Here is a 24218-nt window from a genome sequence, read left to right as displayed (position 1 = left end):
CCGCGGGCCGGGCGGCGACGTTTACCGTTTCGTGAAACGGAGCGCATTGGCGACGCGTGATTTGGAAATGAATTTCTCGCCCACCGGCGGCCATTGGGCTATGGTCCGCCCCACTCGAAGCGGGCGATGGGCGTCGAGAGGTCGAGCTTGACAGAGATCGACGGAAGAAGCGAAGCGTCTGCGCCGCAGCGGCGGGATGATCGCGACGAAGCTCTGGCGCTCGAGCGCATGCGCATGGCGCTCGACGCGAGCCTCACTGGAATTTGGGATTGGGATCTCGTCACTGGCGAGGTGCATCTCGATGAGCGCGTGCGCGCGCTCTGGGCGCTGCCGGACGATGCGCCGGGCAGCTTCGAGATTTTCCGCAACGCCATGCACAAGGACGATAAGGCGCAGACGCGCGAGGCCGTTCAGGCCGCGCTCGATCCCGGCGCGCTCGGCGATTATGAGGCGGAATATCGCATCATCGGCCAGACCGACGGCGTGGAGCGCTGGATCGCGGTGCGCGGCCGCACTTTCTTCGAAGGCGGACGCGCCGCGCGCATCATCGGCACGGCTCGCGACATCACCGATCGCAAGCGGCGCGAGGATCATGTCCATGTGCTGCTGCGCGAGCTGGTGCATCGCTCCAAAAATCTTCTCGCCGTGGTGCAGGCCATGGCGCGGCAGACGGCGGCGGGCGCGCCTTCGCTCGCCGATTTCCAACGCAAATTCGCGGCGCGTCTGCAGGCGCTCTCCATGGCGCATGATCTGCTCGTGTCGCAGGACTGGCGCGGCGCATCCATGGTGGAGCTGGCGCGCGCGCAATTGTCCTATTGCCTCGACGTCGGCTGCGTCGAGGAGCAGACGCGCGCGGGCGGCCCCAATCTGATGCTGAAGCCGGAGGCCGCGCAGAACATCGGCCTCGCATTGCACGAGCTTTCGGTGAATGCGCTGACGCATGGCTCGCTGGCGCAGCCGGACGGGCGCATAGAGCTGCATTGGCGCCTCGAGGACGGGCGCTTCGTGGTAGAGTGGCGCGAGTTCGGCGGCCCGGTCGTTTCCGAGGCGCCGTCCGAAGGCTTCGGCCACAAGGTCATCAAGCGCCTCGTCGCGCAGGCGCTCGGCGGCGAGGCGACGATCGGCTTTCCGCCCGACGGCTTCGAATGGACGCTCGCCGTGCCGGCGGCGCAGGCGCTGGCGGAATGAAGGCGCGCTCCCTTCTCCCACTTGTGGGAGAAGGTGGCCTCGCGAAGCGAGGTCGGATGAGGGCGGCTGCGGGTTTGCGGCGCTCTGAGTCGCAAATAATGCTGTGGCGGCGCGAGCCCTCATCCGACCCGACTTCGTCGGGCCACCTTCTCCCCCTGCGCGGGAGAAGGGAGCGCGAACCATTGTCGCTTCGGGTCTTCAGCGCGCGAAATACGTCTCGATGATGCGCTTGTAGATCGCCGTCAGCCTATCGACATCCGCGATGCACGCATGCTCGTCCACCGCATGGATCGACTCGTTGAGGAGGCCGAACTCCAGCACTGGACAATCGCGCGTGATGAAGCGCGCATCCGAGGTTCCGCCGCTGGTCGAAAGGCCCGGACGGCGGCCCGTCATCTCCTCGATCGCGCCGGCGACCAGCGCGCTGAAATCGCCCGGCGCGGTGAGGAAAGGCAGCGAATTGCAGGGCAGGAACTCCACCTCCACTTTCGCGCCCGCTGCGGCCGTCTCGATCACGCGGCGGATTTCCGCCTGCAGCGTCTCCAGCGTCCACACATTGTTGAAGCGAATGTTGAAGCGCGCGCGCGCCTCGCCGGGAATGACATTGGCCGCCTGATTGCCGATGTCGATCGACGTCACCTCGAGATTGGAGCGGTCGAAATGCTCCGTCCCTTCGTCGAAGACGTGAGTCGATAGAGCGGTGACGATGCGCGCCACGGCGGGGGTGGGATTTTCGGCGCGATGCGGATGGGCGGAATGGCCCTGCTTGCCGCGCACGGTGAGGCGTCCGTTGAGCGAGCCGCGCCGGCCGATCTTGATCGTGTCGCCGAGCTCTTTGACATTGGTCGGCTCGCCGACGATGCAATGGTCGAAGACCTCGCCATGCGCTTTCGCCCAATCGAGCATCTTCACCGTGCCATTGACGGCCGGTCCTTCCTCGTCGCCGGTGATGAGGAAGGAGATCGCGCCCTTGGGCGCGCCATGCTCCTTCACATAATCGATGGCGGCGGCGGCGAAGGCGGCGATACCGCCCTTCATATCGGAGGCGCCGCGGCCGAAAATCTTGCCATCGGCGATCTCGCCGGAAAAGGGATCGAAGCGCCAGCGCTCGGGGGCGCCGCTCGGCACCACATCCGTATGGCCGGCGAAGACGAGATGCGGCCGGCCCTCGCCGATCTTGGCGAAGAGATTGTCGATATCCGGCGTGCCTTCCTCTGTGAAGACGAGCCGATGCGTCGTGAAGCCGGCATCCTTCAAGCGCTGCTCGAGCACGCCGAGCGCGCCGGCGTCGGCCGGGGTGACGGAGGGGCAGCGAAGGAGATCGCGGGTGATGGAAAGGGCGGGGGAGAGAGTCATGGACGGAAGTTAGGGAAATGCGCGGGGCTCTGCAATATGAGCGATCAGCGAATAGCGCAGCTCGCTCATGGCTCCCGACCTCCCTGGCCCGAAACCTGCTTCCTCGCGAAGACGGAGACAAATGTCCGAAAGGGAACAGGAAATGTCCGAAGAGACCGGGGGCTATTTCATCGATTGGGACGGCAAGATGCGGCCCATCGGCCAGCCCGGCAAAGGGCTGCGCTGCGAGGTGGATCTGAAGGCCAAATATGTGATGGTCTTCAACAAATATGGCGGGCTCGACCACGAGTCGACCTGGTACGCCGATGAGGCCGCCGTCGCCAAGGCGGGCCTCAAGGTCGTGCACGCCGATCTCGATTCGCCGATCAAGATTTCCTCGATCGACTGATTTTTCGAGCTTTCCGCGGGGGCGGAGAGGGGGGACGGGGCGCCTGTGGCTGCGGGCGCCCCGATTTTTTTGTCCGATCCGGCGATCACGCGCCCTGCGGATGCGCCAGCGGCGGATGCTCGACATGGCGGGCGTGCAGCCGGAAGGCCAGGATCAGTTCCACAATGCCGAGCGCTATGGCGTAGATGCCGAGCCACCAGGTGAGCACCACAGCGCCGATGACCGGCGTCAGCAGCAGGAACAGGCCGAACACCACGGCGAGAAGGCCGCCCAGCGCCAGCCACCAGCGGCCGTGATCCTCCTTCAGATCGAGCGCGGAGCCGAAGGTCAGCGCGCCGCCGACGACCTCGCCCGCGCCGAACACGGCCACGAAGATGAGAGCGGTGATGCCCGGCCAGAAGGCCGCGAAGGCGCCGGCGGCGATCTTCACCAGACCAGCGAGGAAGAGAAACAGCCAAGCCTCGCCCTGCCGCGCGGCGCGCACGGCGGCGATGATCGTCGCTATGCCGTCCACGGCGGCGAAGATCGCGAAGACCAGCACCAGCGACAATATGGTCACGCCGGGCTGAAAGACGGCGATGAGCCCGAAGATGATCGCCGCGAGGCCGCGCAGGCCGATAGCCCACCAATTATGGGCGAGAATGGCGTTCTTCGCTTCGAGCTTGTTCAGATCGAACGGGCTGCCGCGAAACGGATCGCCGGATACGCTGCTCGTGCTCATGCTTGGCTCCTCGGAATTTTCGAATGCCGCGAGACGACGGCTCTCCGACGGGGGAGCCGGCCTCCGCATGACATTGGTCCGTTTCGCGTTTCGTCCAGGCCTCCGCCGGGCGCCGCCGCGTCCGTCGTCGCGTGGAATTATTTTCCCGATCTTAACCGGTTCTCCACCGCTCTTGCCTAAGCTTCCGATGCGGCCATTTGTCGATTTGCGGGTGACGAGCGCCTGAAAGGTCGTTGATCTTGAAGAATAGTCTCATCAAAAAACTACATTATTTGTTCAGCGTTCCGACCGACGACTTGGAGCTGGTCCGTGCGCAGTTTCGCGCCTTCGCGCGGCAGATCCCGCTTCTCTATTTCATCCTGGCGACCAATGCGCTCGCTGTGATGTTCACCTTCGCGAAATTCGGTCATCCTTGGCTGTCCGTCTATGCGCCGAGCGCGCTCTGCGGCCTCTGCCTTCTGCGCGGCGTCGCCTGGTGGCGGATCGGGCGCTCGCATGTGCCGGACGACATCGCCATCCGCTACATGCAGCGCACCAACAGATTGGCCTTTTTCATCGCTGTGGCCTTCACCGCCTGGGGCCTGTCGCTCTACAGCTATGGCGACGGCGACGCCTATGCGAAGGCGCAGATCGTCTTCTTCCTGGCCTTGACGATGATCAGCTGCAACTTCTGCCTGATGCATCTTCGGTCGGCGGCGCTCAATGTGACCTTGGTCGGCGTCGCGCCTTTCAGTCTGTTCTTCTTCTTCGCGGATGATGGGCATTTTCGCGCTGCGTCGGTCAATCTGGCGCTCGCCGCCGTCGGCATGATCGCGATATTGATGATCTATTACCGCGATTTCGCGCATCTCGTGGCCTCGCGCCGCTCGCTGGCGGAGAAGCAGGCGGAGACGCAGCGGCTCAGCGACGAGAATTCGCGCCTCGCCAATATGGACGCGCTGAGCGGCCTGCCCAACCGCCGCGCGCTGATGACGAGGCTCGACCAGTGCAGCCGCGGCGCCGGCGCGACGCCGACTGCCGTCGTCTATATCGATCTCGATGGCTTCAAGGACGTCAACGACACTTACGGACATTCGACCGGCGATCGGCTGATCGACATAGTGGCCAAAGAGTTTCTCCGCCTTCTGCCTCAGGGCGCGATGCTGGCGCGCGTCGGCGGCGACGAGTTCGCGGCGGTGGTCTCGGCCGCGGACGCCGAGCGCGCGGCGCGCGCCTTCGCCAGCAGCGCGCTCACGGTTCTGGCGCGGCCGATCCGTATCGGCGATCGCGTGGTGCAGATTGGCGCGAGCGTCGGCGTCTGCTGCACGGAGGCGGACGGCTGCGACGCGCAGGAGCTGTTCCGCCGCGCCGATATCGCAATGTATCACGTCAAGGCCAATGGCAAATCGGGCATGAGGATTTACACGCCCGATCTCGATCTCGAGCGCCAGCGCCAGCAGGACATCGAGGATCAGCTGCGCCGCGCCCTGCGGGCCGACGAGCTGGAGGTGGTCTATCAGCCCATCGTCGGCGCGGGGGAAAATCGCGTCGTCGCCGTCGAGGCGCTGGTGCGCTGGCCGCGACGGCCGGAGGGCGAGCTCATGCCCGATCAGTTCGTGCCGGTCGCCGAGCGCAGCGGGCTCATCAATCAGCTCGGGATGTTCGTGCTGCGCCGGGCCTGCGAGGATTTTCTCGGCGTCGAGACGATCAAGGTCGCCGTCAATGTCTCGCCCGCGCAGTTCCGCGATCCCGATTTCGAGCGCGCGGTGATGCGGACATTGCTGGAGACCGGCTTTTCTTCCGCGCGTCTCGAGCTCGAGGTGACGGAGGGCTATCTGATCGATCATCCGCAGCGGGCGGCGGCGGTGATCTCCTTCCTGAAGACGCTGGGCGTCGCCGTGGCGCTGGATGATTTCGGCGCCGGCTACACCAGCATCGCCTATCTGCGGAAATATGGCTTCGACCGCATCAAGCTGGACAAATCCCTCGTCGATCGGGTGACGATCGAGAAATCGACCGGCGTGCTCGTCGCCGGCGCCATTCACATGGCCAATGCGCTCGACATGGCCGTGACCGCCGAGGGCGTGGAGACAGAGGAGCAGGCTTACGTGCTAGGCCTCGCCGGCTGCCAGCGCCTGCAGGGCTTTTTGTTCGGCCGGCCGATGCCGCTCGGCGCTTTTCTGGCGATGGCCGCCGCCGCCGCGTCGACGCCGACGGCTGTCTCGGCCGCGTGACCGAACGACATAGAGTCACCGGCCGCGCTGATCCCAGGAGCCGCCCATCGTCTTCACGAGATGGATATAGTCGAAAAGGTCGCTGAGCATGAAATGGCGGTTCTCGATCGTCTTCATATGGGCGACCGTGTGAGCGTCGCCGGCGAGATAGCGGGAGGCGGTCGTTCGAAATTGCTCGGGCAGGCCGAGGTTGAAAGAGGAAGGCTGCGTGAGCATGCGGCAGATCTGGTCGAAGAGCAGCCGAAAGCGCTCGTCCTCCGGCTCCATGTAGACGTCCCCGAAATCCTCCTTGTAGCGGCCGAAAAGAGCGAGATAATCGTCGCTGTCGGGCTTTTGCTGCATTGGGCTCCTCCCTGCCGGCTCGAAACCGAGCTTGCATGAAAGAACGGCGCCACATGCGGCGCCATTTGAGCCCGGCCCCGCAAATCCGCTATAGAGAAGCCGCCGCGCCGCCGCGGCCTTTCCCCCGAGGCGTTCCTGATCGTGACCTTTGGCGCTGCTCCCTCTCTCACTTCCGCTTTCACGCCCTTCGACGCCGGCGCGGAGGTCGTCGCCGCCGCCTTTCTCGGCGAGACGCCCGTGCTGGCGCTCGCCGATGGGCGGCTCGCCCTTCTCGAAGGCGATGCGCCTCGTCACGTCCTCGCCCATGCGGACGGCGCCATATTGGTCGCGGCGAGCGATGGGCGGCGGCTGATCACCGGCGGCGACGATGGCTGCGTCGTCGCGTCGGACAGCGCCGGCGGGCTCGAGATCATCGCCGACGAGAAGGGCAAATGGATCGACGCCGTCGCCGCGCGCTTCGATGGGACGCTCGCCTGGTCCGCCGGCCGCGAGCTGCGCGCACGCACGCCCAAGGGCGAGGTCAAGACGCTGCCGCTGCCGTCGAGCTCGCGCGGGATCGCCTTTTTTCCCAAAGGCTATCGGCTCGCCATTGCTCACTACAATGGCGTCTCGCTTTGGTTCCCCAATGCGGGCGCGCCGGAGTTTCTGGAGTGGAAGGGCTCGCATATCGACGCCACGGTCTCGCCGGACGGCAAATTCGTGCTCACCGCCATGCAGGAGAACATGCTGCATGGCTGGCGCGTTTCCGATGGCAAGAATATGCGCATGGCCGGCTATCCGGCGAAGACGCGCTCGCTGTCCTGGTCGCATGACGGCAAATGGCTCGCTACTTCCGGCGCCGACGCCTGCGTCGTCTGGCCCTTCCAAACCAAGGACGGGCCGATGGGCGAGGCGCCGCGCGAATGCGGCGTGCGGGCGGAGGTGAAGGTGACGCGAGTCGCTTTCCATCCGAGCGCGCTCGCCGTGGCGATCGGCTATGAGGATGGAATGGTGCTGCTCTGTCGCCTCACCGACGCCTCCGAGCTGCTGGTGCGCGCGCCGGACCGGGGCGAGCCGGCGCGCATTTCGGCTCTGAGCTGGGACGCCAAGGGAACGCGGCTCCTCGTCGGCGCCGAGAATGGCGCGGCCGGCGTGCTGATGCTGCCGAAGAAATAAGACAAAGAGCGGGAGGCGAGATGGCCGCCCAAATTCCCAAGCTTCTGTCGATCGCCGGCTCCGATCCGAGCGGCGGCGCCGGCGTGCAGGGCGATCTCAAGACATTTTCGGCGCTTCGCTGCTATGGCATGGCGGCGATCACGGCGCTGACCGCGCAGAACACGCGCGGCGTCAGCCTCGTCCATGCGGTTCCGGCTCCGGTCGTCGCCGCGCAGATCGACGCGATCTTCGCCGATATAGAGGTGGATGCGGTCAAGATCGGCATGCTGGCCGAGCCCGCCATAGCGCTGGCGGCGGCCGACTCCCTCGCCCGCGCCGGCGCGCGGCGCATCGTCCTCGATCCCGTGCTGGTCGCGACGAGCGGGGATTCGCTCTCCTCCGCCGGGCTCATCGAGACGATGATCGCGCGGCTCTTTCCTCTCGCGGCTCTGGTCACGCCCAATTTGCCGGAGGCGGCCGCCCTGCTCGGCGCGAGCGAGGCGGCGACGCCGCAGGAGATGGCGGAGCAGGGAAGCGCGCTGGCGGCGCGCGGCGCCCGCGCCGTGCTGATGAAGGGCGGGCATCTCGAGGGCGAGCCGCTCGATATTCTCATCGAGGGCGAGAATGTTCACGCGTTCCACGGCGCGCGCGTGGCGACGCGCAATCTTCACGGCACGGGTTGCGCGCTCTCCTCCGCCATAGCGGCGAATCTGGCGCATGGCGCCGAGCTGGTCCCGGCTATTCGCGCGGCCAAGGATTTTCTGACAGAGGCGCTCGGCGCCGCGGATGCGCTCGCGCTCGGCGGCGGGCGCGGGCCGCCGCACCTTCTCCAATCTCTCTGGAAAAGCTGAAATCAGCGCAGGATTTGCGCCGACCGCCGTCCCCTGCCGCGCAGCGAGGCGATACTGGTGCGATCGAGGATGAGCGCCATGGCGTCGCGCACATCCAGCATCAGATCGCGAATCGCGCAGGCGTCCTCGTCCGGGCAGTCGTTGCAGCGCTGATAGGCGGTGCGGCTGGCGCAGGCGATGGGCGCGAGCGGCCCGTCGAGAATGCGGATGATCTGGCCGACGGTGATCTTGTCGGCGGGACGGGCGAGGTGATAGCCGCCGCCCTTGCCCTTCTTGCTGTTGAGAATGCCGGCGTTGCGCAATTCCAGCAGGATCGCGTCGAGGAACTTGCGCGGGATGTTGTTCTGCGTCGCCATGTCGCCGGCGAGGCACTGCCCTTCGGCGCCGGCGAGATGGATCAGCGCCTTGAGCCCGTATTTCGCTTTGTTGGACAGCATCGCTTCGCAATCTCTCCCGTCCACGCGCCGCAGTGAGCGCGAGCCTCGCCTCCGGCAAGTCGGTAAACCCCATGGGCTGTCTCGCGATCTCCGCCTCGAGCGAGGCGCTTTCTTGATGGCGAAACGCGAGGGGGCGCGCCGAAACCCATGGGCGGCGAAGCGAATAGAATAGATATATCGACTATCACGCAAGAAGGAAAACGCCAGCATCGAATCCGTCGCCCGGCCGAAAATTTATGTCGTTGAAAGGGCTCCGCCCCGTGCGTGCGCGCTTTGTGCTGCGATCGCATCATTAATTCACTAGAATACTGCCGTGGCGCGGGCGGCCGCGCTCGCGTTATCGGGCCGGCCCGGGCGTGGCCGTCCGCGCGCGGCGGTCGACGGAAGAAATCTGCGACGCCCATAGGATTTGTCGCCTACAATTGTGCGGCGCACAGTCCCGCTGGACGGAACGCCGTTTCATCGCTAGGACGTGCGGCTATCCCGGAGAAGGTCAATGGCGCGCACGCGCATCTGTCTCGCCCGGCATGGCGAAACCAATTGGAATCTCGAGAGGCGCGTTCAGGGGCAGCTGAACATCCCCCTGAATGTGAGAGGACTGGCGCAGGCCGAGGCGCTGGCGCGCGAACTCGGCTCGACCCGTTTCGACCGCATCTACAGCAGCGATCTGAAACGCGCCATGCAGACCGTCACGCCGCTGGCGCGCCGGCTCGGCCTGCCCATAGAGACGAGCGTCGCGCTGCGCGAGAAGGACGATGGCGACTGGCACGGCATGACCTTCGACGATGTCGACCGCGCCTTTCCGAGCGAGCACGCCAAGCACCGCCAGCGTCAGGCGGATTTTCTCATTCCTGGCGGCGAGACGCTCTCCGCTTTCGCCGCGCGCGTCGGCGATGAGCTGACCGCGATAGCGGCGCGGCATCCGGGCGAGACCGTGCTCGTCGTCGCCCATGCGGGCGTGCTGGACATTGGCTATCGCCTCGCGACCGGCCTCGGCCTTTCCGAGAAGCGCGATCCGCCGGTGCTGCACGCCGCGCCCAATTGGTTTCTCTATGAGGACGGACGCTGGACGCTCGAGCGCTGGGCGGAGGAGGGCGCGCGCGAGCGCGTCGTCATGCCCTATGACGGGCGCAAGCTGGAGCGTCGTCCGGCCGCGCGGCTGCTGCCATTGGACGAGCAGAATCGCGTTCTTCTGTTCCGCTATTCGACGCGCCTGTCGCCGGTGTTCGTCGAGCAGGGACATTCGCATTTCTGGGGCTCGATCGGCGGAGCCTTGGAGCCCGGCGAGACCTTCGACGCCGCCGCCCGCCGCGAGCTCGCCGAGGAGACCGGGCTCACCGGCGTCGCGATCGGCGATATCGTCTTCTCGCGCGAGTTTCCGATGCAGCTCGGCGAGGATTGGTTCCAGGCCGACGAGCGTTTCTACGCTATTCGCACGGGCGAGTTCACGCCAGACACCAGCGGCTTCACCGAGATAGAGCGCAGCGACGTGCTCGGCTGGAAATGGTGGAGCGCGGAGGAGATCGCCGCGACTCAGGAGCTGGTGTTCCCCGAGGCGCTCGACTGGCTGCTGGGCAAGCTGCGGCGCTGAGCGTCGCCGAAAGGCTCGCGGGGTCCGAGACATTTCGGACCCCGCGCCTTCCGGCTCGCATTCCTCAGTCGAAATCCGCGGCGATGAATTCCGGCAGCGCCTCCGCGCGCAGGGAAAAATTCGCGAGAGCCGGATAATCGGCGGGGTCGAGGCGATCGGCGAGCACGAAGCGCGAGAATCGCCAGGCGACGGCGGTCGTTATGTCCGCCTGCAGCAGGCGCGCGCCGAAGAGAAAATTGTCCTGGGCCTCCGCGACCTCTTTTTCCAGCAGGCGATAGGCCGCCAAAAGCTGGATTTCGACGCGCTCGACCCAGGGCGCATAGTGTTTCTCGTCCGGCCGCTTCGACTCATAGACGAGCTGCACGGTCTTCTCATTCGCCGCCAGCGCCAGCCCGATGATTCGTTGCGCGCGCGCGAAATCTTCGTTCCTTTCCGGCGTCAGCCGGCGCTCGGCGGGAACGAGGCGTTCCAGATAATCGAGGATCAGAGTCGAATCGAGCAGCGTCACCCCTTCATTGGTGACCAGCGTCGGCGCCTTCACGATCGGATTGATTCCGGCGAAGGCGTCGAAATCGCGAAACACCGACAATGGCTCGTGCACGAAGGGCAGGCCGAATGCGTTCAGCGATACGGCGACGCGTCTGACATAGGGCGAATCCAGCATTCCGATGAGACGCATTTGCAAATTCCTTCTCGCTCGCCCCGGCCCAAAGACGCCATCATTGCGACAAATGCGATAATTCGACGACCTTTGCGATTTTCGCGCATAGGGCGAAAATGAGCAATCTCTGCAATGCGCCCGGCGCGGCGCCCCTTTATGCTCGAATTCCATGAAGCAGACGACACGCAATGATGGAGGCGGGCTATGAGAATGCGCTGAGCTTCGCGCGCGCCTTTCGCGGCTTCGTCGCCGTGAGCCCTACGCAATTTCGCGCGACGCATCGCGCCGCCGCCGATTTCACTTTGCCTTCCCCCGTCGTCGTCACGAGAAAGGACGCAGCCATGAATGTCGAAATCGTCGAGCAGGCGCCGATCCGCGCGCATCTTCTCGAGCACAAGGGGCCGGTGGCGTCGATACCGGAGACATGGGCGGGTCTGTGGCGCTGGCATATGCAGGCGGGCCTCGCCGGGCGGGCGCTCTATCCCATCGGCGTCTCCTATGACGACCCGGAAGCAGGTTGCGGCTTTCGCTATTGCGCCGGCCTGGTTTTTCCAGACGGCGTCGCCGCTTCCGGCGAGGTGACGATCGCCGATATCGTCGGCGGGCGCTACGCCTCCTATCGGCATGTCGGCCCCTATAGCGGGATCAGCGCGGCCTTTCAGAAGCTCTATGGCGAATGGCTGCCGACGAGCGGCCATGAGCCGGACGATCGCCCCGCGCTCGAGATCTATCGCAACACGCCCTATGACGCGCCGCCCGAAGGGCTGATCACCGATCTGCTCATTCCGGTGAAGTGATCGGCGCGCCGAATCATTTCGTCATGCGAAAGCGCAATATGCGACTCTCGCCGACGTCGAAAAACTGAATGCGCTTGCCGCCGGCGCGTTCGGCGGTCTTCGGCCAGAAGGCGCGGGCGGCGGCGTTGTCGCGATGGAAGGAGAGCTCCCACCAGCCGGCGCGCGTCAGAAAGGCCTGCCGCGCCGCCGCGCCGCCGCAGCCGCCGCGGCGCAGATGCGGCAGCACGTAGAATTCCGCTATGGAAGCTTCGACCGGGTAGCCGGAGATGGAGATGGCGTTGACGAGGGTGAAGCCGGCGGCGGCGCCATCGGCTTCGATCACATAAGGAGAGCGACGCGGCTCGCGCCAATAGGAATCGAGAAAAGGATAATTGTCGGGCTCGTCATATCCCCAAGGGCCGAGCTCGATGAGATAGCGCCGCAGCAGAGCGGCGATCTCTCGCTTTTCCTCGAGCGGCGCGAGCCGCAGTCTCACATCCATGACGCGCCTTTCTCTTTCGCCTCACGGCGCGGGATTGCTGTGCAGCTGATGAATCTCGTCGATACGCGCTTCGATTTCCGGCGTGATCGTCACCTCGAGCGAATCCAAATCTTCCTGCAATTGCGCCGTCGTCGTCGCGCCGATGATATTGGACGTCACGAAGGGCCGCGAGGTGACGAAGGCAAGGGCGAGCTTCGCCGGCGACACGCCGATCTCCTTCGCCAGCGCGAGATAAGCGTCGATTGCCTGCGTGACGCCGGGCTTCTCATAGCGCTGGCCGCGCTCGAACAAAGTGGTGCGCGCGCCGGCGGGACGTGCGCCATTTTGATATTTGCCGGTGAGATAGCCCTGCGCCAATGGCGAATAGGCGAGCAGGCCGACATCTTCGCGCGTCGCGAATTCGGCGAGGCCGATCTCGAAAGTGCGATTGATGAGATTGTAGGCGTTCTGGATCGAGACGACACGCGGCCCATGGCCCTTCTCCGCCGCGCTCAGAAAGCGCGCGACGCCCCAGCTCGTCTCATTGGAGAGCGCGATATGGCGAATCTTGCCCGCCTTCACCAGATCGGCGAGCGCCTCCAGCGTTTCCTCTATGGGAATTTCGTCGACCTTCGGCGGCGCGCGATAGATGGTCCCGCCGGCGCCGAACAGCGGCAGCGGGCGATCCGGCCAATGCAGCTGATAGAGATCGACATAATCCGTCTGCAGGCGCTTCAGCGATCCGTCGATCGCATATTCTATGTTCTTGCGATCGAGCCTGGTACCCTTGGAGTCGGGGCGCAGATAGGCGCTGTCGCTGCGGCCCGAGACCTTCGTCGCCAAAATCACTCTGTCGCGGTTCTTTCGCGCCGCGAGCCAGGAGCCGATGATGCGCTCGGTCGAGCCCTGCGTCTCGGCGCGCGGCGGGATGGAATAGATTTCCGCCGTGTCGATGAAATTGACGCCGCGATCGAGCGCATAGTCGAGCTGCGCATGTCCCTCGGCCTCGGTGTTCTGCTGGCCCCATGTCATCGTGCCGAGCATGATCGCCGACACGCTGAGATCAGTGCGGCCCAATTTGCGATAGTCCATTGCGTTACGACCTTTCGTTTCAGGCGTTCTGCGTCGTCGCATCGCCGACGATGCGGCCGAGGCCGTTGGGAATGCGCGGGCTGGGCAGAACATAACGGTTGCGGTCGCGCACCATTGTGGCGACGCCCGCGAAATCGAGCTTGCCGGAGCCGAGCAGCGGCAATTTGTCGACGATCATGAATTCCGCCGGGACCATCAGCTCCGACGCGCCTTTCGATTTGGCGAAGGCGAGGAATTCGGGACGCGTCGCGTCCTTCTGCTGCGTCACCAGCACGATGCGCTCGCCCTTGCGCGGATCGAGCTCGCGCGCCGCCGCCGACAGCGAATTGGGCCACAGCTCCGCGGCGAGCGTCTCCACCGCGGCGAGCGAGATCATCTCGCCGCCGATCTTGGCGAAGCGCTTGGCGCGGCCCTGAATTTTTATATAGCCCTGCGCATCGACGGTGACGATGTCGCCCGTGTCGTGCCAGCCCTCCGCCGGCGGCTTCAGCACGCCGGGATCGTCGGCCAGAAGATAGCCGAGCATCACATTGGGGCCGCGCACGAAGAGACGGCCGCCCTCGGCGACGCCGGGAACAGTCTCGAGGCGCAGCTCCATGCCCGGCAGCAGCCGGCCGACGCTGCCGAAGCGGTTGAACATGGGCGTGTTGAGCGCCAGCGCCGGCGCCGTCTCGGTGACGCCATAGCCCTCGAGAATGCGAATGCCGAATTTCTCGAGATAGACCTCGCGCGTTCCCTGCTTCACCGGCTCGGCGCCGGCGATGACATAGCGCAGCGAGCGGAAGTCATAAGAATGCGCGACGCGCGCATAGCCGTTGAGGAATGTGTCCGTGCCGAGCAGCACAGTGGCGTTGGAATTGTAGACGAGCTCCGGCACGATCTTATAGTGAAGCGGCGAGGGGTAGAAATAGACCGGCACGCCGGAGACGATCGGCAGGATGAAGCCGACATTGAGGCCGAAGCAATGGAACACCGGCAGCACGCTGAACAATTTGTCGGTGCGGCCGAAGTCTATGCGCGCAGCCGCTTGGGCGGCGTTGGCGAGCAGGTTTTTGTGCGAGAGCACGACGCCCTTGGGCGCGCCTTCCGAGCCCGAGGTGAAGAGAATGGCCGCCGCATCGTCGGGGCTGCGCTTCTCCAGCGGGCGCTTGTGGCGTAGCAAAGCGGAGAGCTTGTCGGCGCGCGTGATCTCGCCGCGCACATCCTCGAGATAGACGATGCGGAACTCCTTATCGAGCGCGGCGATCAGCGCGTCGAGCTTGCCCTTCTCCACAAAGGCGCGCGAGGTCAGCAGCGTCGTCGCCTGCGCGGATTTGAGGCCCGAGGCGATATTGGCGGCGCCGGCGGTGAAATTCACCATGGCCGCGACGCGTCCGGCGCCGACGACGGCGAAGATGGTCACGCCGGCGGCGTTGGAGTTGGGCAGCATGACGCCGAGCGCCTCGCCCGTCTGCGAGATGCGCTGCAGCTTGCGGCCCAGCGCATGGGCGCCGATCATGATGCGCTTATAGGTGAGCGCGCCGGTGATCGGGTCCTGTGTCGCGACGCGGCCGGCGCCATGCTCGCGCGCCGCGTCGACCAGCGCCTGATGTAGCGTGCGATCGATGGGGCTGGTGCGGAAGACGAGATCGGACATGATCTCATAGAGCGCCGCGCCGGAGGCGATGCGCCGCGCCTTGCCGCGCAATGCGGGATCGACCTCGAGACGCGTCGGCTCCAGCACGGTGAGCGTGAATTTGGGGAAGAAGCGGCGGCGCGCCTGCTCGCGGGTCAAGCGCGAGAACATCGTCGCCTCCGGTCCTTCTATGCGCACCGGCACGACCCAGGAGCCGGATTTTTCCGCGATGAGTCCGGCGCCGTCATAGACCTTCATCAGGCTGCCGGTGACGGTGAGGCGCCCCTCGGGGAAGATGATCAGCGGGTCGCCGTTGCGAACCGCATTGACCAGCGTGCGCGTGCCGAGTGGGCGCGTCGGATCTAGCGGAATGGCGCGCACATAGCGCAGGAAAGGCCGCACCCACCATTTCGTCGCGATCGTCGAGTCGATGGCGAAGACAGGATCGACCGGCAGCACGCAGAGAATGGCGGCGGCGTCGAGGAAGCTCACATGATTGAGCGCGATGATCGGATTTTTGCCCGCCCTGGCGAAATTGCCGAAGCCTTTCACCTCGAGCCGATAGAAGGCGCGGAAGATGATCGACAGGGCGTCACGAAAAGGGGAGACGACGACCGCTTTGTAGATCCATATCGCGGCGAGCGCCATCAGCGCGCCCATGCCGAGGAAGAGATCCGGCACGGAGACGCCTTTGCTCTGCAGCAGCGCGACGGCGAAAGCGCCGCCGGCCATGAAGGCGGCGTTGAGCACATTGACCGCGGCGATGATGCGCGAGCGCTCATGAGCCGGCGCATAGGCCTGCAGCGCGGCGAAGCTCGGCACGATCATCAGTCCGCCGGCGATGGCGAGAGAAGCGAGATCGATGGTCACGCGCCAGGCGCCGGAGAGCTCGAAGAATTCGGCGATCTCGAGCGGCGTGGTCGCCTCCTGCGGCGCGAGCGTCGCGAGAGTCCAGCCGAGATCGAGCGAGGCGCCGGCGATGATCGCCGCGCCGATCGCCGCCGGCAGCAGCACGATGCGTCCCGCCAGCAAGAAAGAGGCGAGGCCCGAGCCCACCGCAATGGCGATGGCGAAGACGGCGAGGAACAAAGTGACGACCAACTCCGAGCCGTGCATCACATGTGTCACCAGCGGCGCCAGCAGCGACATTGCGATGACGCCGACGAGCCAGAAAATTCCCGTCACCACGCCGACGCGCCACAGCTTCTTGTCCTTCCACAATTCACGCAGCAGCACGGCGGTGGAGCGCAGAATATTGGGATCGATGCGCAGATCGGGCGCGGCGCGGTCGGTGGGGGGTATGAGCCGCGCGGCGCCCCAGGCGGCCACGGCCGCGGCGGTGACGCCGATGGTGGTGATGATCGGCTCGCCGCCGCCATGCATGGCGAGGCCGCCGGCGATGGTGCCGGTCAGAATGGCGAGGAAGGTCGCGCCTTCCACCAGCGCATTGCCGGCCGGCAATTCCTCCTGGCGCAGATGATCGGGAAGAATGCCGTATTTCACCGGGCCGAACAGCGCGCCGAGCACGCCGAAGGAGAATAGCGCCGCGAAGAGCACGGGAACAGAAGAGAGCGCGAAGCCGGCGACGGCGATCAGCGCCGCGCCCATCTCGACGAATTTCAAGCGCCGCGCGACCAGGGCCTTGTCGTATTTGTCGGCGATCTGCCCGCCGAGCGCCGAGAGAACGAAATAGGGCGCGATGAAAATGGCGCCGGCGAGCGTGACGAGCGACTCGCCCTCATGCCCGCCGATCTTGAATAATATGAGCAGAACCAGCGCGTTCTTCAGGAAATTATCGTTGAAGGCGGCGAAGAACTGGCACCAGAACAAAGGCGCGAAACGTTTGGTGAGGAGCAGATTGTCGGACATGTGAGAAATTCCGTCGGCGCGCGGCGAGAACATGGAGGTTTCGCCGATTCTGTTTAAGGATGGGTTGGTCGGCGGGCGTTGCGCGCCCGCACATATTACGCCGCGAGCGAGGCCCGCGGCGATGAGATTCTCGGCTCGGGCTGCCCCCTCCCTCGCGAAGCCGGGGGAGGGGCGGGGAGGGGGTGCGCGCTGTCATCGAAAAGGCGGCTTGAACATTCGCGGCCTCCTGTTATGAACATCGTTCAGGAGCGACCATAGCACGATCTGAACAGCGCTCAAGAGAAAAATGAACGACGTTCAAAAATCTGGATCCGACTCTGCGGAGCGCCCCGGCGTCAAGACCTCCGCGCGCCGCGCCGATCTGCGCGCGCGGCTGGTGGCGGTGGGCCGCGCGGCCATAGCCGAGGGCGGGCTGCAGAATTTGAGGGCGCGCGACCTCGCCGCCGCCGCGGGCTGCGCCGTGGGCGCGATCTACAATGTGTTCGACGATCTCGACGATCTGATCCTGCGCATCGGCGCGGATACGCTCGCGCGTCTGGAGCAGGGGCTCGCCGCGCCGCCCGGCCCGGCGCCCGAGCCGGCGGAAGAGCTGCTGCGCCTGTCGCGCTTCTATCTCGCCTTCGCCCGCGCCAATAAGGCGCTGTGGCGGGCGTTGTTCGAGCACAGGCTGGCCGGCGGCCGCCCCGCGCCGGCCTGGTATCTCGAGGATCAAGGTCGGCTTTTCGCTTTGGTCGAGGCGCCGCTGGCGCGCCTGCTGCCGGACGAGCCGGCGGCCTCGCGCGTCCTGCTCGCGCGCACCTTGTTTTCCGCCGTGCATGGGGTCGTCTCGCTCGGCCTCGAGGAGAAGCTCGCGCCAATGTCGGAGGCGGCGCTGGAGGGCGAGCTCGAGCGGCTGGTGCGCGCCTTCGCGGGCGGGCTGACCGCGCGGCCCTGCGGCGAAGCGTCCCGAAACGGCTGATTTCGAGCTATGGCTTGCCTTCCAGAGCCCGAGCTGAAATATCGGGTTTGGGAAGTTTAAAAGGCGCGCCGACCCATGCTACTGATTCTGCTCTTTTTCGTCGCGATGTGGGCGGGCGCGCAAAATGCGCTGGCCGGCGGCGGCTCCTTTCTCACATTGCCGATGCTCATGCTCACCGGCATGGACGCCCGCGCCGCCAATGTCACATCCTGCGTCGCGCTGTTTCCCGCGCAGGTCGCCACCGGCTGGGCGGGGCGCGATCTCTCGCGCGGCGCGGCCGGCCTCGGCCTGCGCACGCTGTTCATCATCAGCATCGTCGGCGGGGCCGTGGGGGCGGCGATCCTGCTGCTGACGCCGCCCGCCTTCTTCGCCAAGCTCGTGCCCTGGCTGGTTCTGTTCGCGACCGTGGTGTTCGCTTATGGCAGCTTTCTGCGCAAGCCCGGCGAGGCCGATGCGCATCTTTCGACGCGCGGCGCCGGCGTGGCGCAATTCCTCATCTCCGTCTATGGCGGCTATTTCGGCGGCGGCATCGGCTTTCTGATGGTCGCGGCGCTGACCATGGCGGGGCAGAATGTGCGCATTGCCGCCGCGACCAAAAACGTGCTCGCCGCGGTGATGAACGCCTCCGCCGTGGCGATATTTCTGTTCTCGCCGGATCTGCACCTTCTCCAAGCGCTCGTCACCTCGCTCGGCGCCACCATCGGCGGCGTCGCCGGCGCGCGCATGCTGCATCACATTCCAGACAAATGGCTGCGCATCATCGTGGTCGTCATCGGCGCGCTCTTGACCTTCGGCTTGTTCCAGCGCGCGCCGTGAGGCGTTTCGTCGCCGCAGATGGCGCCGATGGCCGCGAGGCATGGCTGGTCGGCGGGCGCGGCCTTCTTATCTAACCGCATCGGCGAAGCGCCGGCGCATAGGCCGCGGCGCGAAAAAAGTCGATGGAGGCCGAACTGTCCGACAATCGCAATAGAAGCGCCGCTGTGGCGGCCGCGACCCCCGCCGCCGGCGAGGATTATGACAAGCTCGGGCGTGACGCGCTCGTCTCGCTTCTGCGCAGCGTCATCGAGCAGCGCGACGACGTGCTCTCCAAATATGAGGCGATGGCGCTGCAGGTGGACGAGTCGACCCGCGAGATCGACGACGCCCAGCTCGAGGCCAGGCGCAATGCGCAAAAGGCCGATGGCGACGCCCGCAAGGCGCAGGAGGCGGAAAAGCGCGCCGCCGATCTGCAGCGCCAGCTCGACGACGAGCGCCGCGCCAAGGCGAGTCTCGCGGGAGATTTCGCGCGTTATCGCGACAAGGTGACGAGCACGCCGGTGGACGAGCCCTGGAGCCAGCTCTGGCGCGCGATCTCACAGATCGCCGCGGACGCCGTCGCCTGGGCGCGGGCCAAGATTCCGGCGGACAGCCAATTCCTGCCCTGGTTCGACAAGGGCGTCGATTTCGCCAAGGCCACGGGCCGGCTGCTCGGCGAATGGAGCGTCGCGCTCTATGATTGGGCGCGTCCGCGGGCCATCGAGGGCTATGAATGGGCGAGGCCGCGCGCGATCGATCTGTGGAAAAGGGTGAAAACCGAGATCGAGCGGCGGACCGGCCCGGCAAAATCGTAAAAGGGCGCCGAAAAGCGCCTTTCGGCCAGCGTCGGCATGGCTGGTAAAGCCCGCGCCAATGCGTTAGATTCGCGACATGTACGCCCGTCGCGCCCTCGTCGCCGCCACCCTCTGCGCCACGCTCGGCCTCGCCTCCGCGGCGCAGGCGGCGGCCGCGCGCGGCGCCGTTCTCGCCTGCCGGGATCAGGCGGACATAAAACGCGCCTTTCGCCCGGCTTCGGACAAGGCGGCCAAGGACGACCCCGCCTATTTCCGCGGCAAGCTGCAGGCCGGCCAATGCGTGCAGCTCATGCGCGATCAGAAGGTTGACGTCGATCAGCGCGACGGCCCGCTGTGGTGCGTGCGCCCTTCCGGCGCGCTGGATTGCTTCTGGACGATCGATCGGGCGATCGAGCTCTACCCCGCGCCGCCCCTTCAGCCGGGCGAGCAGCCGTCCAAGAAAAAGGGCTGAATCGGCTTCCTGCGACGCGGCAACGCGCTTCCCTCGAGTTGGTCTGCAGCCTCTCGACTGGTAGAACTGTGCCGGTTACGTAATGATTCTCGCCCCAGGGAGCGACGGAAGCCATGATCCAGCCGGCGAAATGGTGGATCGGCCTGCCCGTGCTGGCCGCTTTGTTCACGATCGTCGCGACGTCGGACGTCGAGAAGATCGAAAAAGATTTGGGCGACCGCGTGCGCGCGGCGCTCGACAAATCCCCCGGCGCGATCGAGGGCGCGCGCGTCGACGTCGACGGTCGCGACATTCGCCTGTCCGGCGTCGTCCTCTCGCCCACCGCCGTCGCCGAGGCCGTCCGCAGCGCCGAATTGCAAGAGGGCGTGCGCTCCGTCGTGGACGCCACCACGCCGCCGCCTCTCGCCAAGCCTTTCGTCTTCGCGTTGGAGCGCAAAGGCAAGACGCTCGCGCTCTCCGGCAATGCGCCCGTCCCCGGCGAGCGCGTCGCAATTCGCGACGCGGCCGCAGGCAAGGGCCTCGAGCTTTCCGACAAATCGATCTCGGCGCTGGGCGCGCCCGAGAATTACACTGCGCTCACATCCTATGGCGTCGCTCTGCTCGACGCCATCGGCGACGGCAGAGTGTCGGTCAGCGACGCTTCGCTTTCCGTCACCGGCGCCGCCGTCAGCTTCGATGGCTATGATCGCGCCGAGGCGGCGCTGAAAGCTCCGCCCGAGGGCGTCGCGGTGAAGGCGGAGATCGCGCCGCCGCGCGTCTCGCCCTTCGTCTGGAGCGCCGCCAAGGCCGGCGAGATCGTCTCGCTGTTCGGCTATGCGCCGAGCGAGACGACGCGCGAGGCGCTCATCGCCGAGGCGGCGAGCCTCGGCGAGTCCAGCGATCAGACGCGCGTCGCCGGCGGCGCGCCCGGCGATTTCGCCGCAGCGGCGAGCGCCGCTCTGCGCGAGCTCGCCAAGCTCTCCAGCGGCAAGGCCTCCATCGCCGATGGCGTCGTCTCCATCGAAGGCTCTGGGAAAACCAATGTCGGCGCCTCGGCCGTCGAGGCGAGCCTGCGCGCGGCGCTGCCGAAGAGCTTCGGCCTCGGCAAGGTGGCGGTGGCGGCGGGCGCGGTCTCGCCTTTCGTCTTTACTGCGCGCAAGCAGGAGAGCGGGCTGGCGCTCGCCGGCTTCGCGCCGGACGCCGCGACGCGCGCGCGCATCGCCGAGCAGGCGAAGCGTGATTTCGGCGATGCGACGGATGTCGATCTCGCCATAGCCGATGGCGCGCCCAAGGGATTCGCCGAGGCGGCGAGCGCGGCTCTGCGGGCGCTGGCGCGGCTCGACTCCGGCGTCGCGTCGCTCTCCGACCGCAAGCTGGCGGTGGAAGGCGCGGCCTATAACGCCAAGGCGCAATATGACGTTCGCGCGCGCCTCTTCCGCGAGCTGCCGGAGGGCTATGAGCACGCCGCGCGGCTCGGCCTCGCGACGAAGGACGAGATTCCGCCGACCCAGCTCTACGCCGCTCTGTCGGAGACCGCGGCCAAAGGGCTCTCCTTCGGCGCGGACAATATGATTGCGGAAACATCCTTCCCGGTCGTCGACGCTCTCGCTTTCGTGCTGCTGCGCAGCCCGGGCGCGGCGGTCGATATCGTGGGACTTTTCGCGGGCGCCGGCTCGAATGCGGAGAATGAGGCCATCGGCCTCCATCGCGCCGAGGCCGTTCGCAATTATCTCATCGAGGCGGGCGTCGAAGCGGCGCGACTCTCCGCCTCGGGCGCTGCGGCGGTCGACGAGAGCGGCCGTCGCATCGAATTCTCGATCCGGTGATCCGGGGCTTTCGAGGGAGAACGCCCATGCTCTATCTGCTCGCCGCCTCCACGCAATGGCTCGCCGCCGCGCTCGCGCTGGGGCTCGTCATCGGCTTTTGGACGACAAAAAAAGAGGCCGGCGCGATATTCGCCGGCCATGGCGTCGTGGTGGCCTCGGCCTTCGCGCTCGTCGGCGGCTATTTGCTCGCCAATCTGCAGACCATCCCCGGCCGCAACGGCCTCCTCTTCGAATTGGGGCTGCTGCTCGCCACGGCCTATCTGATCGGCCTGCCCTTCGGCGGCGGCGTCAGGCTGCTGTTCGGCGCCGCCGCTCCCGCCGCGCCGGCGAAGCGAAAGCCGCTCGCGGATGTTTCCCTTCGCGGCGCCGCGGCGGCTCTGGTCGAGAATGGCCCGACAGCCGCGCCGGCTCCCGTTCCTGTCGCCGCGGAGCCGATCGCCGCAGTTGATCCGCCGGAAACATCGCTGACCGAGGCGCCGGCTCCGGTGGCCGAGCCGCGGCGTCGCGCCGGAGCGCCGCGCCCCGCCGAAAGCGAGCGCAAGGCCCCGGGTCAGCGGCCGGAAGGCCTGCCGGGACCGCGCGGCGGCCGGCCGGACGATCTCGCCAAGATCAAGGGCCTCGGGCCGAAGAGCGTCGAGAAGCTGCACGGGCTCGGCGTCTATCATTTCGATCAGATCGCCGGCTGGTCCTCCGAGAATGTCGCTTGGATCGGCGCGACGCTCGCGGTTCCCGGCCGTCCCGAGCGCGGCCGCTGGGTGGCGCAGGCCAAGGAACTCGCCGCCGCCAGGAGCGTTCCGGCCGCAGAGCGGGCGCAGGCGCAATGAGAGGCGGGCATCTTCTCGGAGCGTCGCTGCTGTTCTGCCTCGCCTCTGCGGAGGCGCCGGCGCAGGACATGCTGCGCAATGTCGATCTCGCCCAGCCCGCCTATTCGCAGTCCGAGTTCACGCGCGCCGACATTGAGGCGCGCCTCGCGGCGAGGAAGCCGGGCGAGACGCTCGATCTCTCCATGCGCAGCCTCAACGGGCTCGACCTCTCCGGCCTCGATCTTGCCGGCGTCAATCTGCGCGCGGCGCGGCTGGTGAAGGCGCGGCTCGCCGGGGCCAAGCTCGACGGCGCCATTCTCGATCAGGCCTGGCTGCTCGAGGCCGATCTCTCCGGCGCCAGCCTGCGCGGCGCGCATGTCTTCGCAGCGCAGCTGCAGCGCACCCGCGCCGAGGGGGCGGATTTCTCGAAGAGCCGCCTCGCCGCCGATCTCACCGGCGCCGATCTGCGCGGCGCCTCCTTCCGCGGCGCGGATATGTCCGCCGATATGAAGAACCAATCCATGGGGCTGATGCGCGCCGTTCTGCGCTCCGCCAAGCTCGACGGCGCGCATTTCGACGGCGCCGATCTTTCCCGCGCCGACATGCGTTATGCGCGGGCGGCGGGCGCGATCTTCGACAAGGCCTCGCTGAAGGATGTGGACGCCGCCGGCGCCGATCTCACCGGCGCGCGCTTCGAGGGAACCAAGGCCGAGGGTCTGTCGCTCGATTCCGTGCGCATCGACAGAGGCGCGGCCGCGACGCTGAAGGGCGCGGTCGATTTGGATCGCGCCTATCTGCAATAACGGGGGCTGCCCGATCGCGCCGCCGCCATAGATGAACGAAGGGCGATGACAAGAGAACCCTTCCGCATCGGCGTCGATCTCGGCGGCACCAAGACCGAGGCGATCGCCATGGGTCCTACGGGCGAGACGCTGGCGCGTCGGCGCGCCCCGACGCCCGCTCATGATTACGCCGCCGTTCTGGCGACCATCGGCGGCCTCGTGCTCGATCTCGAGCGCGAGATCGGCGGGCGCGGCAGCGTCGGCGTCGGCACGCCGGGCGTCATCTCGCCGCGCACCGGCCTCGTGAAAAACTCCAACACGACTGGGCTCAACGGCAGACCGCTGGACAAGGATCTCGCGGCGCTGCTCGAGCGTCCGGTGCGGCTCGAGAACGACGCCAATTGCTTCGCGCTGTCGGAGGCCGTGGACGGCGCCGGGGCGGGCGCGCGCAGCGTCTTCGGCGTGATTTTGGGGACCGGCGTCGGCGGCGGCATCGTCGTGGACGGCAAGGTTCTGCAAGGCGTCAACAAGGTGGCGGGCGAATGGGGCCACACGCCTCTGCCCTGGATGACGCCGGACGAGTTTCCCGGGCGGCTCTGCTATTGCGGCCATTACGGCTGCGTGGAGACTTTTCTCGCCGGCCCGGCGCTCGCCTTCGATTATGGCCAGCGCAGCGGCGCCGAGGCGAATGGCGAGGAGATCGCGGCGCGCGCCGCGGCGGGCGAGGCGGCGGCGCGCCATGCGCTGGAAGTCTATCGCGACCGCCTGTCGCGCGCGCTGGCGGCAATCGTCAATCTGCTCGACCCGGATGTCATCGTGCTCGGCGGCGGCGTGTCCAATATCGATTTTATTTACGAGGGCCTGCGCGATCTGGTCGAGAAGCAGGCATTCTCGGACGCCATCGACACGCGCATATTGCGCAATGTGCATGGCGACTCGGGCGGCGTGCGCGGCGCGGCCTGGCTGTGGGGCGGGCCGGATCGCGGGACGTGACCGGCGTTTCGTGACATGTTGCGCGGCGTTCTGTTTCTCGGGAGCCGTTCATGTCGAATTTGCAAACGATCGAATTGAAGGCCTTCGTGCCGGCGAAGGAT

The 24218-nt window shown here is 66.5% G+C and carries 23 protein-coding genes; 15 read left to right on the top strand and 8 right to left on the bottom strand.

Annotated features, from left to right (window positions below; translation table 11 throughout):
- Nucleotides 1-147 precede the first annotated feature (147 nt).
- The gene (locus GYH34_RS16985; protein ID WP_161914602.1) at nucleotides 148-1188 is read left to right on the top strand and encodes a sensor histidine kinase; all 1041 of its coding nucleotides are present in this window, start codon (nucleotides 148-150) and stop codon (nucleotides 1186-1188) included.
- Nucleotides 1189-1386: 198 nt separating this feature from the next.
- On the opposite strand, the gene dapE is transcribed toward GYH34_RS16985, so the two are convergent.
- Nucleotides 1387-2544 carry a succinyl-diaminopimelate desuccinylase gene (gene dapE / locus GYH34_RS16980; protein ID WP_161914601.1) on the bottom strand — a complete coding sequence of 386 codons (1158 nt, stop codon included), beginning with the start codon at nucleotides 2542-2544 and terminating at the stop codon, nucleotides 1387-1389.
- 142 nt (nucleotides 2545-2686) lie between these two features.
- Between dapE and GYH34_RS16975 the strand changes: the two genes are divergently transcribed.
- On the top strand, nucleotides 2687-2932 hold the full coding sequence (locus GYH34_RS16975) for a hypothetical protein (RefSeq protein WP_018266465.1): 246 nt from the start codon (nucleotides 2687-2689) through the stop codon (nucleotides 2930-2932).
- A gap of 85 nt (nucleotides 2933-3017) precedes the next feature.
- On the opposite strand, the gene GYH34_RS16970 is transcribed toward GYH34_RS16975, so the two are convergent.
- Nucleotides 3018-3653: an HdeD family acid-resistance protein gene (locus GYH34_RS16970; protein ID WP_161914600.1), complete on the bottom strand. Its 636-nt coding sequence runs from the start codon at nucleotides 3651-3653 to the stop codon at nucleotides 3018-3020.
- A gap of 239 nt (nucleotides 3654-3892) precedes the next feature.
- On the opposite strand from GYH34_RS16970, the gene GYH34_RS16965 reads away from it, so the two are divergent.
- Entirely contained in the window at nucleotides 3893-5866 is a 1974-nt protein-coding gene (locus GYH34_RS16965) for an EAL domain-containing protein (protein WP_161914599.1), read from the top strand.
- A 15-nt stretch (nucleotides 5867-5881) separates the two neighbouring features.
- On the opposite strand, the gene GYH34_RS16960 is transcribed toward GYH34_RS16965, so the two are convergent.
- On the bottom strand, nucleotides 5882-6208 hold the full coding sequence (locus GYH34_RS16960; protein WP_161914598.1) for a hypothetical protein: 327 nt from the start codon (nucleotides 6206-6208) through the stop codon (nucleotides 5882-5884).
- A 141-nt stretch (nucleotides 6209-6349) separates the two neighbouring features.
- On the opposite strand from GYH34_RS16960, the gene GYH34_RS16955 reads away from it, so the two are divergent.
- Both GYH34_RS16955 and thiD read left to right on the top strand, forming a co-directional pair.
- Nucleotides 6350-7363 (top strand): WD40 repeat domain-containing protein, encoded by a 1014-nt coding sequence (locus tag GYH34_RS16955; protein WP_161914597.1) that lies wholly within the window; start codon nucleotides 6350-6352, stop codon nucleotides 7361-7363.
- Nucleotides 7364-7383: 20 nt separating this feature from the next.
- The gene (gene thiD, locus GYH34_RS16950; protein ID WP_161914596.1) at nucleotides 7384-8193 is read left to right on the top strand and encodes a bifunctional hydroxymethylpyrimidine kinase/phosphomethylpyrimidine kinase; all 810 of its coding nucleotides are present in this window, start codon (nucleotides 7384-7386) and stop codon (nucleotides 8191-8193) included.
- Between the two features lie 2 nt (nucleotides 8194-8195).
- On the opposite strand, the gene GYH34_RS16945 is transcribed toward thiD, so the two are convergent.
- On the bottom strand, nucleotides 8196-8630 hold the full coding sequence (locus tag GYH34_RS16945; protein WP_018266459.1) for an Rrf2 family transcriptional regulator: 435 nt from the start codon (nucleotides 8628-8630) through the stop codon (nucleotides 8196-8198).
- Between the two features lie 496 nt (nucleotides 8631-9126).
- Between GYH34_RS16945 and GYH34_RS16940 the strand changes: the two genes are divergently transcribed.
- Nucleotides 9127-10221, top strand: a complete 1095-nt coding sequence (locus tag GYH34_RS16940; protein ID WP_161914595.1) for a histidine phosphatase family protein — start codon at nucleotides 9127-9129, stop codon at nucleotides 10219-10221.
- A gap of 64 nt (nucleotides 10222-10285) precedes the next feature.
- Here the strand turns inward: GYH34_RS16940 and GYH34_RS16935 are convergent, their stop codons facing one another.
- Nucleotides 10286-10900 (bottom strand): glutathione S-transferase, encoded by a 615-nt coding sequence (locus GYH34_RS16935; protein ID WP_161914594.1) that lies wholly within the window; start codon nucleotides 10898-10900, stop codon nucleotides 10286-10288.
- A 170-nt stretch (nucleotides 10901-11070) separates the two neighbouring features.
- Here GYH34_RS16935 and GYH34_RS16930 point away from each other — a divergent pair, with 170 nt between their 5' ends.
- Nucleotides 11071-11679 (top strand): GyrI-like domain-containing protein, encoded by a 609-nt coding sequence (locus GYH34_RS16930; RefSeq protein WP_161914593.1) that lies wholly within the window; start codon nucleotides 11071-11073, stop codon nucleotides 11677-11679.
- A gap of 13 nt (nucleotides 11680-11692) precedes the next feature.
- Here the strand turns inward: GYH34_RS16930 and GYH34_RS16925 are convergent, their stop codons facing one another.
- Genes GYH34_RS16925 through GYH34_RS16915 form a run of 3 tightly spaced genes read right to left on the bottom strand, consistent with a single transcriptional unit; the run spans nucleotide 11693 to nucleotide 16715 of the window.
- Nucleotides 11693-12160 carry a GNAT family N-acetyltransferase gene (locus GYH34_RS16925; protein WP_161914592.1) on the bottom strand — a complete coding sequence of 156 codons (468 nt, stop codon included), beginning with the start codon at nucleotides 12158-12160 and terminating at the stop codon, nucleotides 11693-11695.
- 21 nt (nucleotides 12161-12181) lie between these two features.
- Nucleotides 12182-13231, bottom strand: coding sequence for an NADP(H)-dependent aldo-keto reductase (locus GYH34_RS16920; RefSeq protein WP_161914591.1), 1050 nt, complete (start codon nucleotides 13229-13231; stop codon nucleotides 12182-12184).
- 19 nt (nucleotides 13232-13250) lie between these two features.
- Entirely contained in the window at nucleotides 13251-16715 is a 3465-nt protein-coding gene (locus GYH34_RS16915; RefSeq protein ID WP_161914590.1) for an acyl-[ACP]--phospholipid O-acyltransferase, read from the bottom strand.
- 286 nt (nucleotides 16716-17001) lie between these two features.
- Between GYH34_RS16915 and GYH34_RS16910 the strand changes: the two genes are divergently transcribed.
- From GYH34_RS16910 to GYH34_RS16875, 8 genes are all read left to right on the top strand, one after another.
- Nucleotides 17002-17673, top strand: a complete 672-nt coding sequence (locus GYH34_RS16910) for a TetR-like C-terminal domain-containing protein (RefSeq protein ID WP_174242420.1) — start codon at nucleotides 17002-17004, stop codon at nucleotides 17671-17673.
- 75 nt (nucleotides 17674-17748) lie between these two features.
- On the top strand, nucleotides 17749-18489 hold the full coding sequence (locus GYH34_RS16905) for a sulfite exporter TauE/SafE family protein (RefSeq protein WP_161914589.1): 741 nt from the start codon (nucleotides 17749-17751) through the stop codon (nucleotides 18487-18489).
- 122 nt (nucleotides 18490-18611) lie between these two features.
- Nucleotides 18612-19283: a hypothetical protein gene (locus tag GYH34_RS16900; protein WP_244635192.1), complete on the top strand. Its 672-nt coding sequence runs from the start codon at nucleotides 18612-18614 to the stop codon at nucleotides 19281-19283.
- A gap of 76 nt (nucleotides 19284-19359) precedes the next feature.
- A complete protein-coding gene (locus GYH34_RS16895; protein ID WP_018266447.1) occupies nucleotides 19360-19734 on the top strand; it encodes a hypothetical protein in 375 nt (124 codons plus the stop codon).
- Nucleotides 19735-19847: 113 nt separating this feature from the next.
- Complete coding sequence (locus GYH34_RS16890; RefSeq protein ID WP_161914588.1) at nucleotides 19848-21539, top strand: OmpA family protein; 1692 nt, start codon at nucleotides 19848-19850, stop codon at nucleotides 21537-21539.
- A 26-nt stretch (nucleotides 21540-21565) separates the two neighbouring features.
- A complete protein-coding gene (locus tag GYH34_RS16885; protein ID WP_161914587.1) occupies nucleotides 21566-22363 on the top strand; it encodes a hypothetical protein in 798 nt (265 codons plus the stop codon).
- A complete protein-coding gene (locus GYH34_RS16880) occupies nucleotides 22360-23145 on the top strand; it encodes a pentapeptide repeat-containing protein (RefSeq protein WP_161914586.1) in 786 nt (261 codons plus the stop codon). Before GYH34_RS16885 ends, GYH34_RS16880 begins: the two co-directional genes overlap by 4 nt.
- A gap of 45 nt (nucleotides 23146-23190) precedes the next feature.
- A complete protein-coding gene (locus GYH34_RS16875) occupies nucleotides 23191-24117 on the top strand; it encodes an ROK family protein (RefSeq protein WP_161914585.1) in 927 nt (308 codons plus the stop codon).
- Nucleotides 24118-24218 lie beyond the last annotated feature (101 nt).

The sequence above is a fragment of the Methylosinus sp. C49 genome, from assembly GCF_009936375.1.
GTDB lineage: Bacteria > Pseudomonadota > Alphaproteobacteria > Rhizobiales > Beijerinckiaceae > Methylosinus.
Note: the sequence above shows the minus strand (reverse complement) of the source record. Positions and strands in the feature narration are given on the sequence as shown.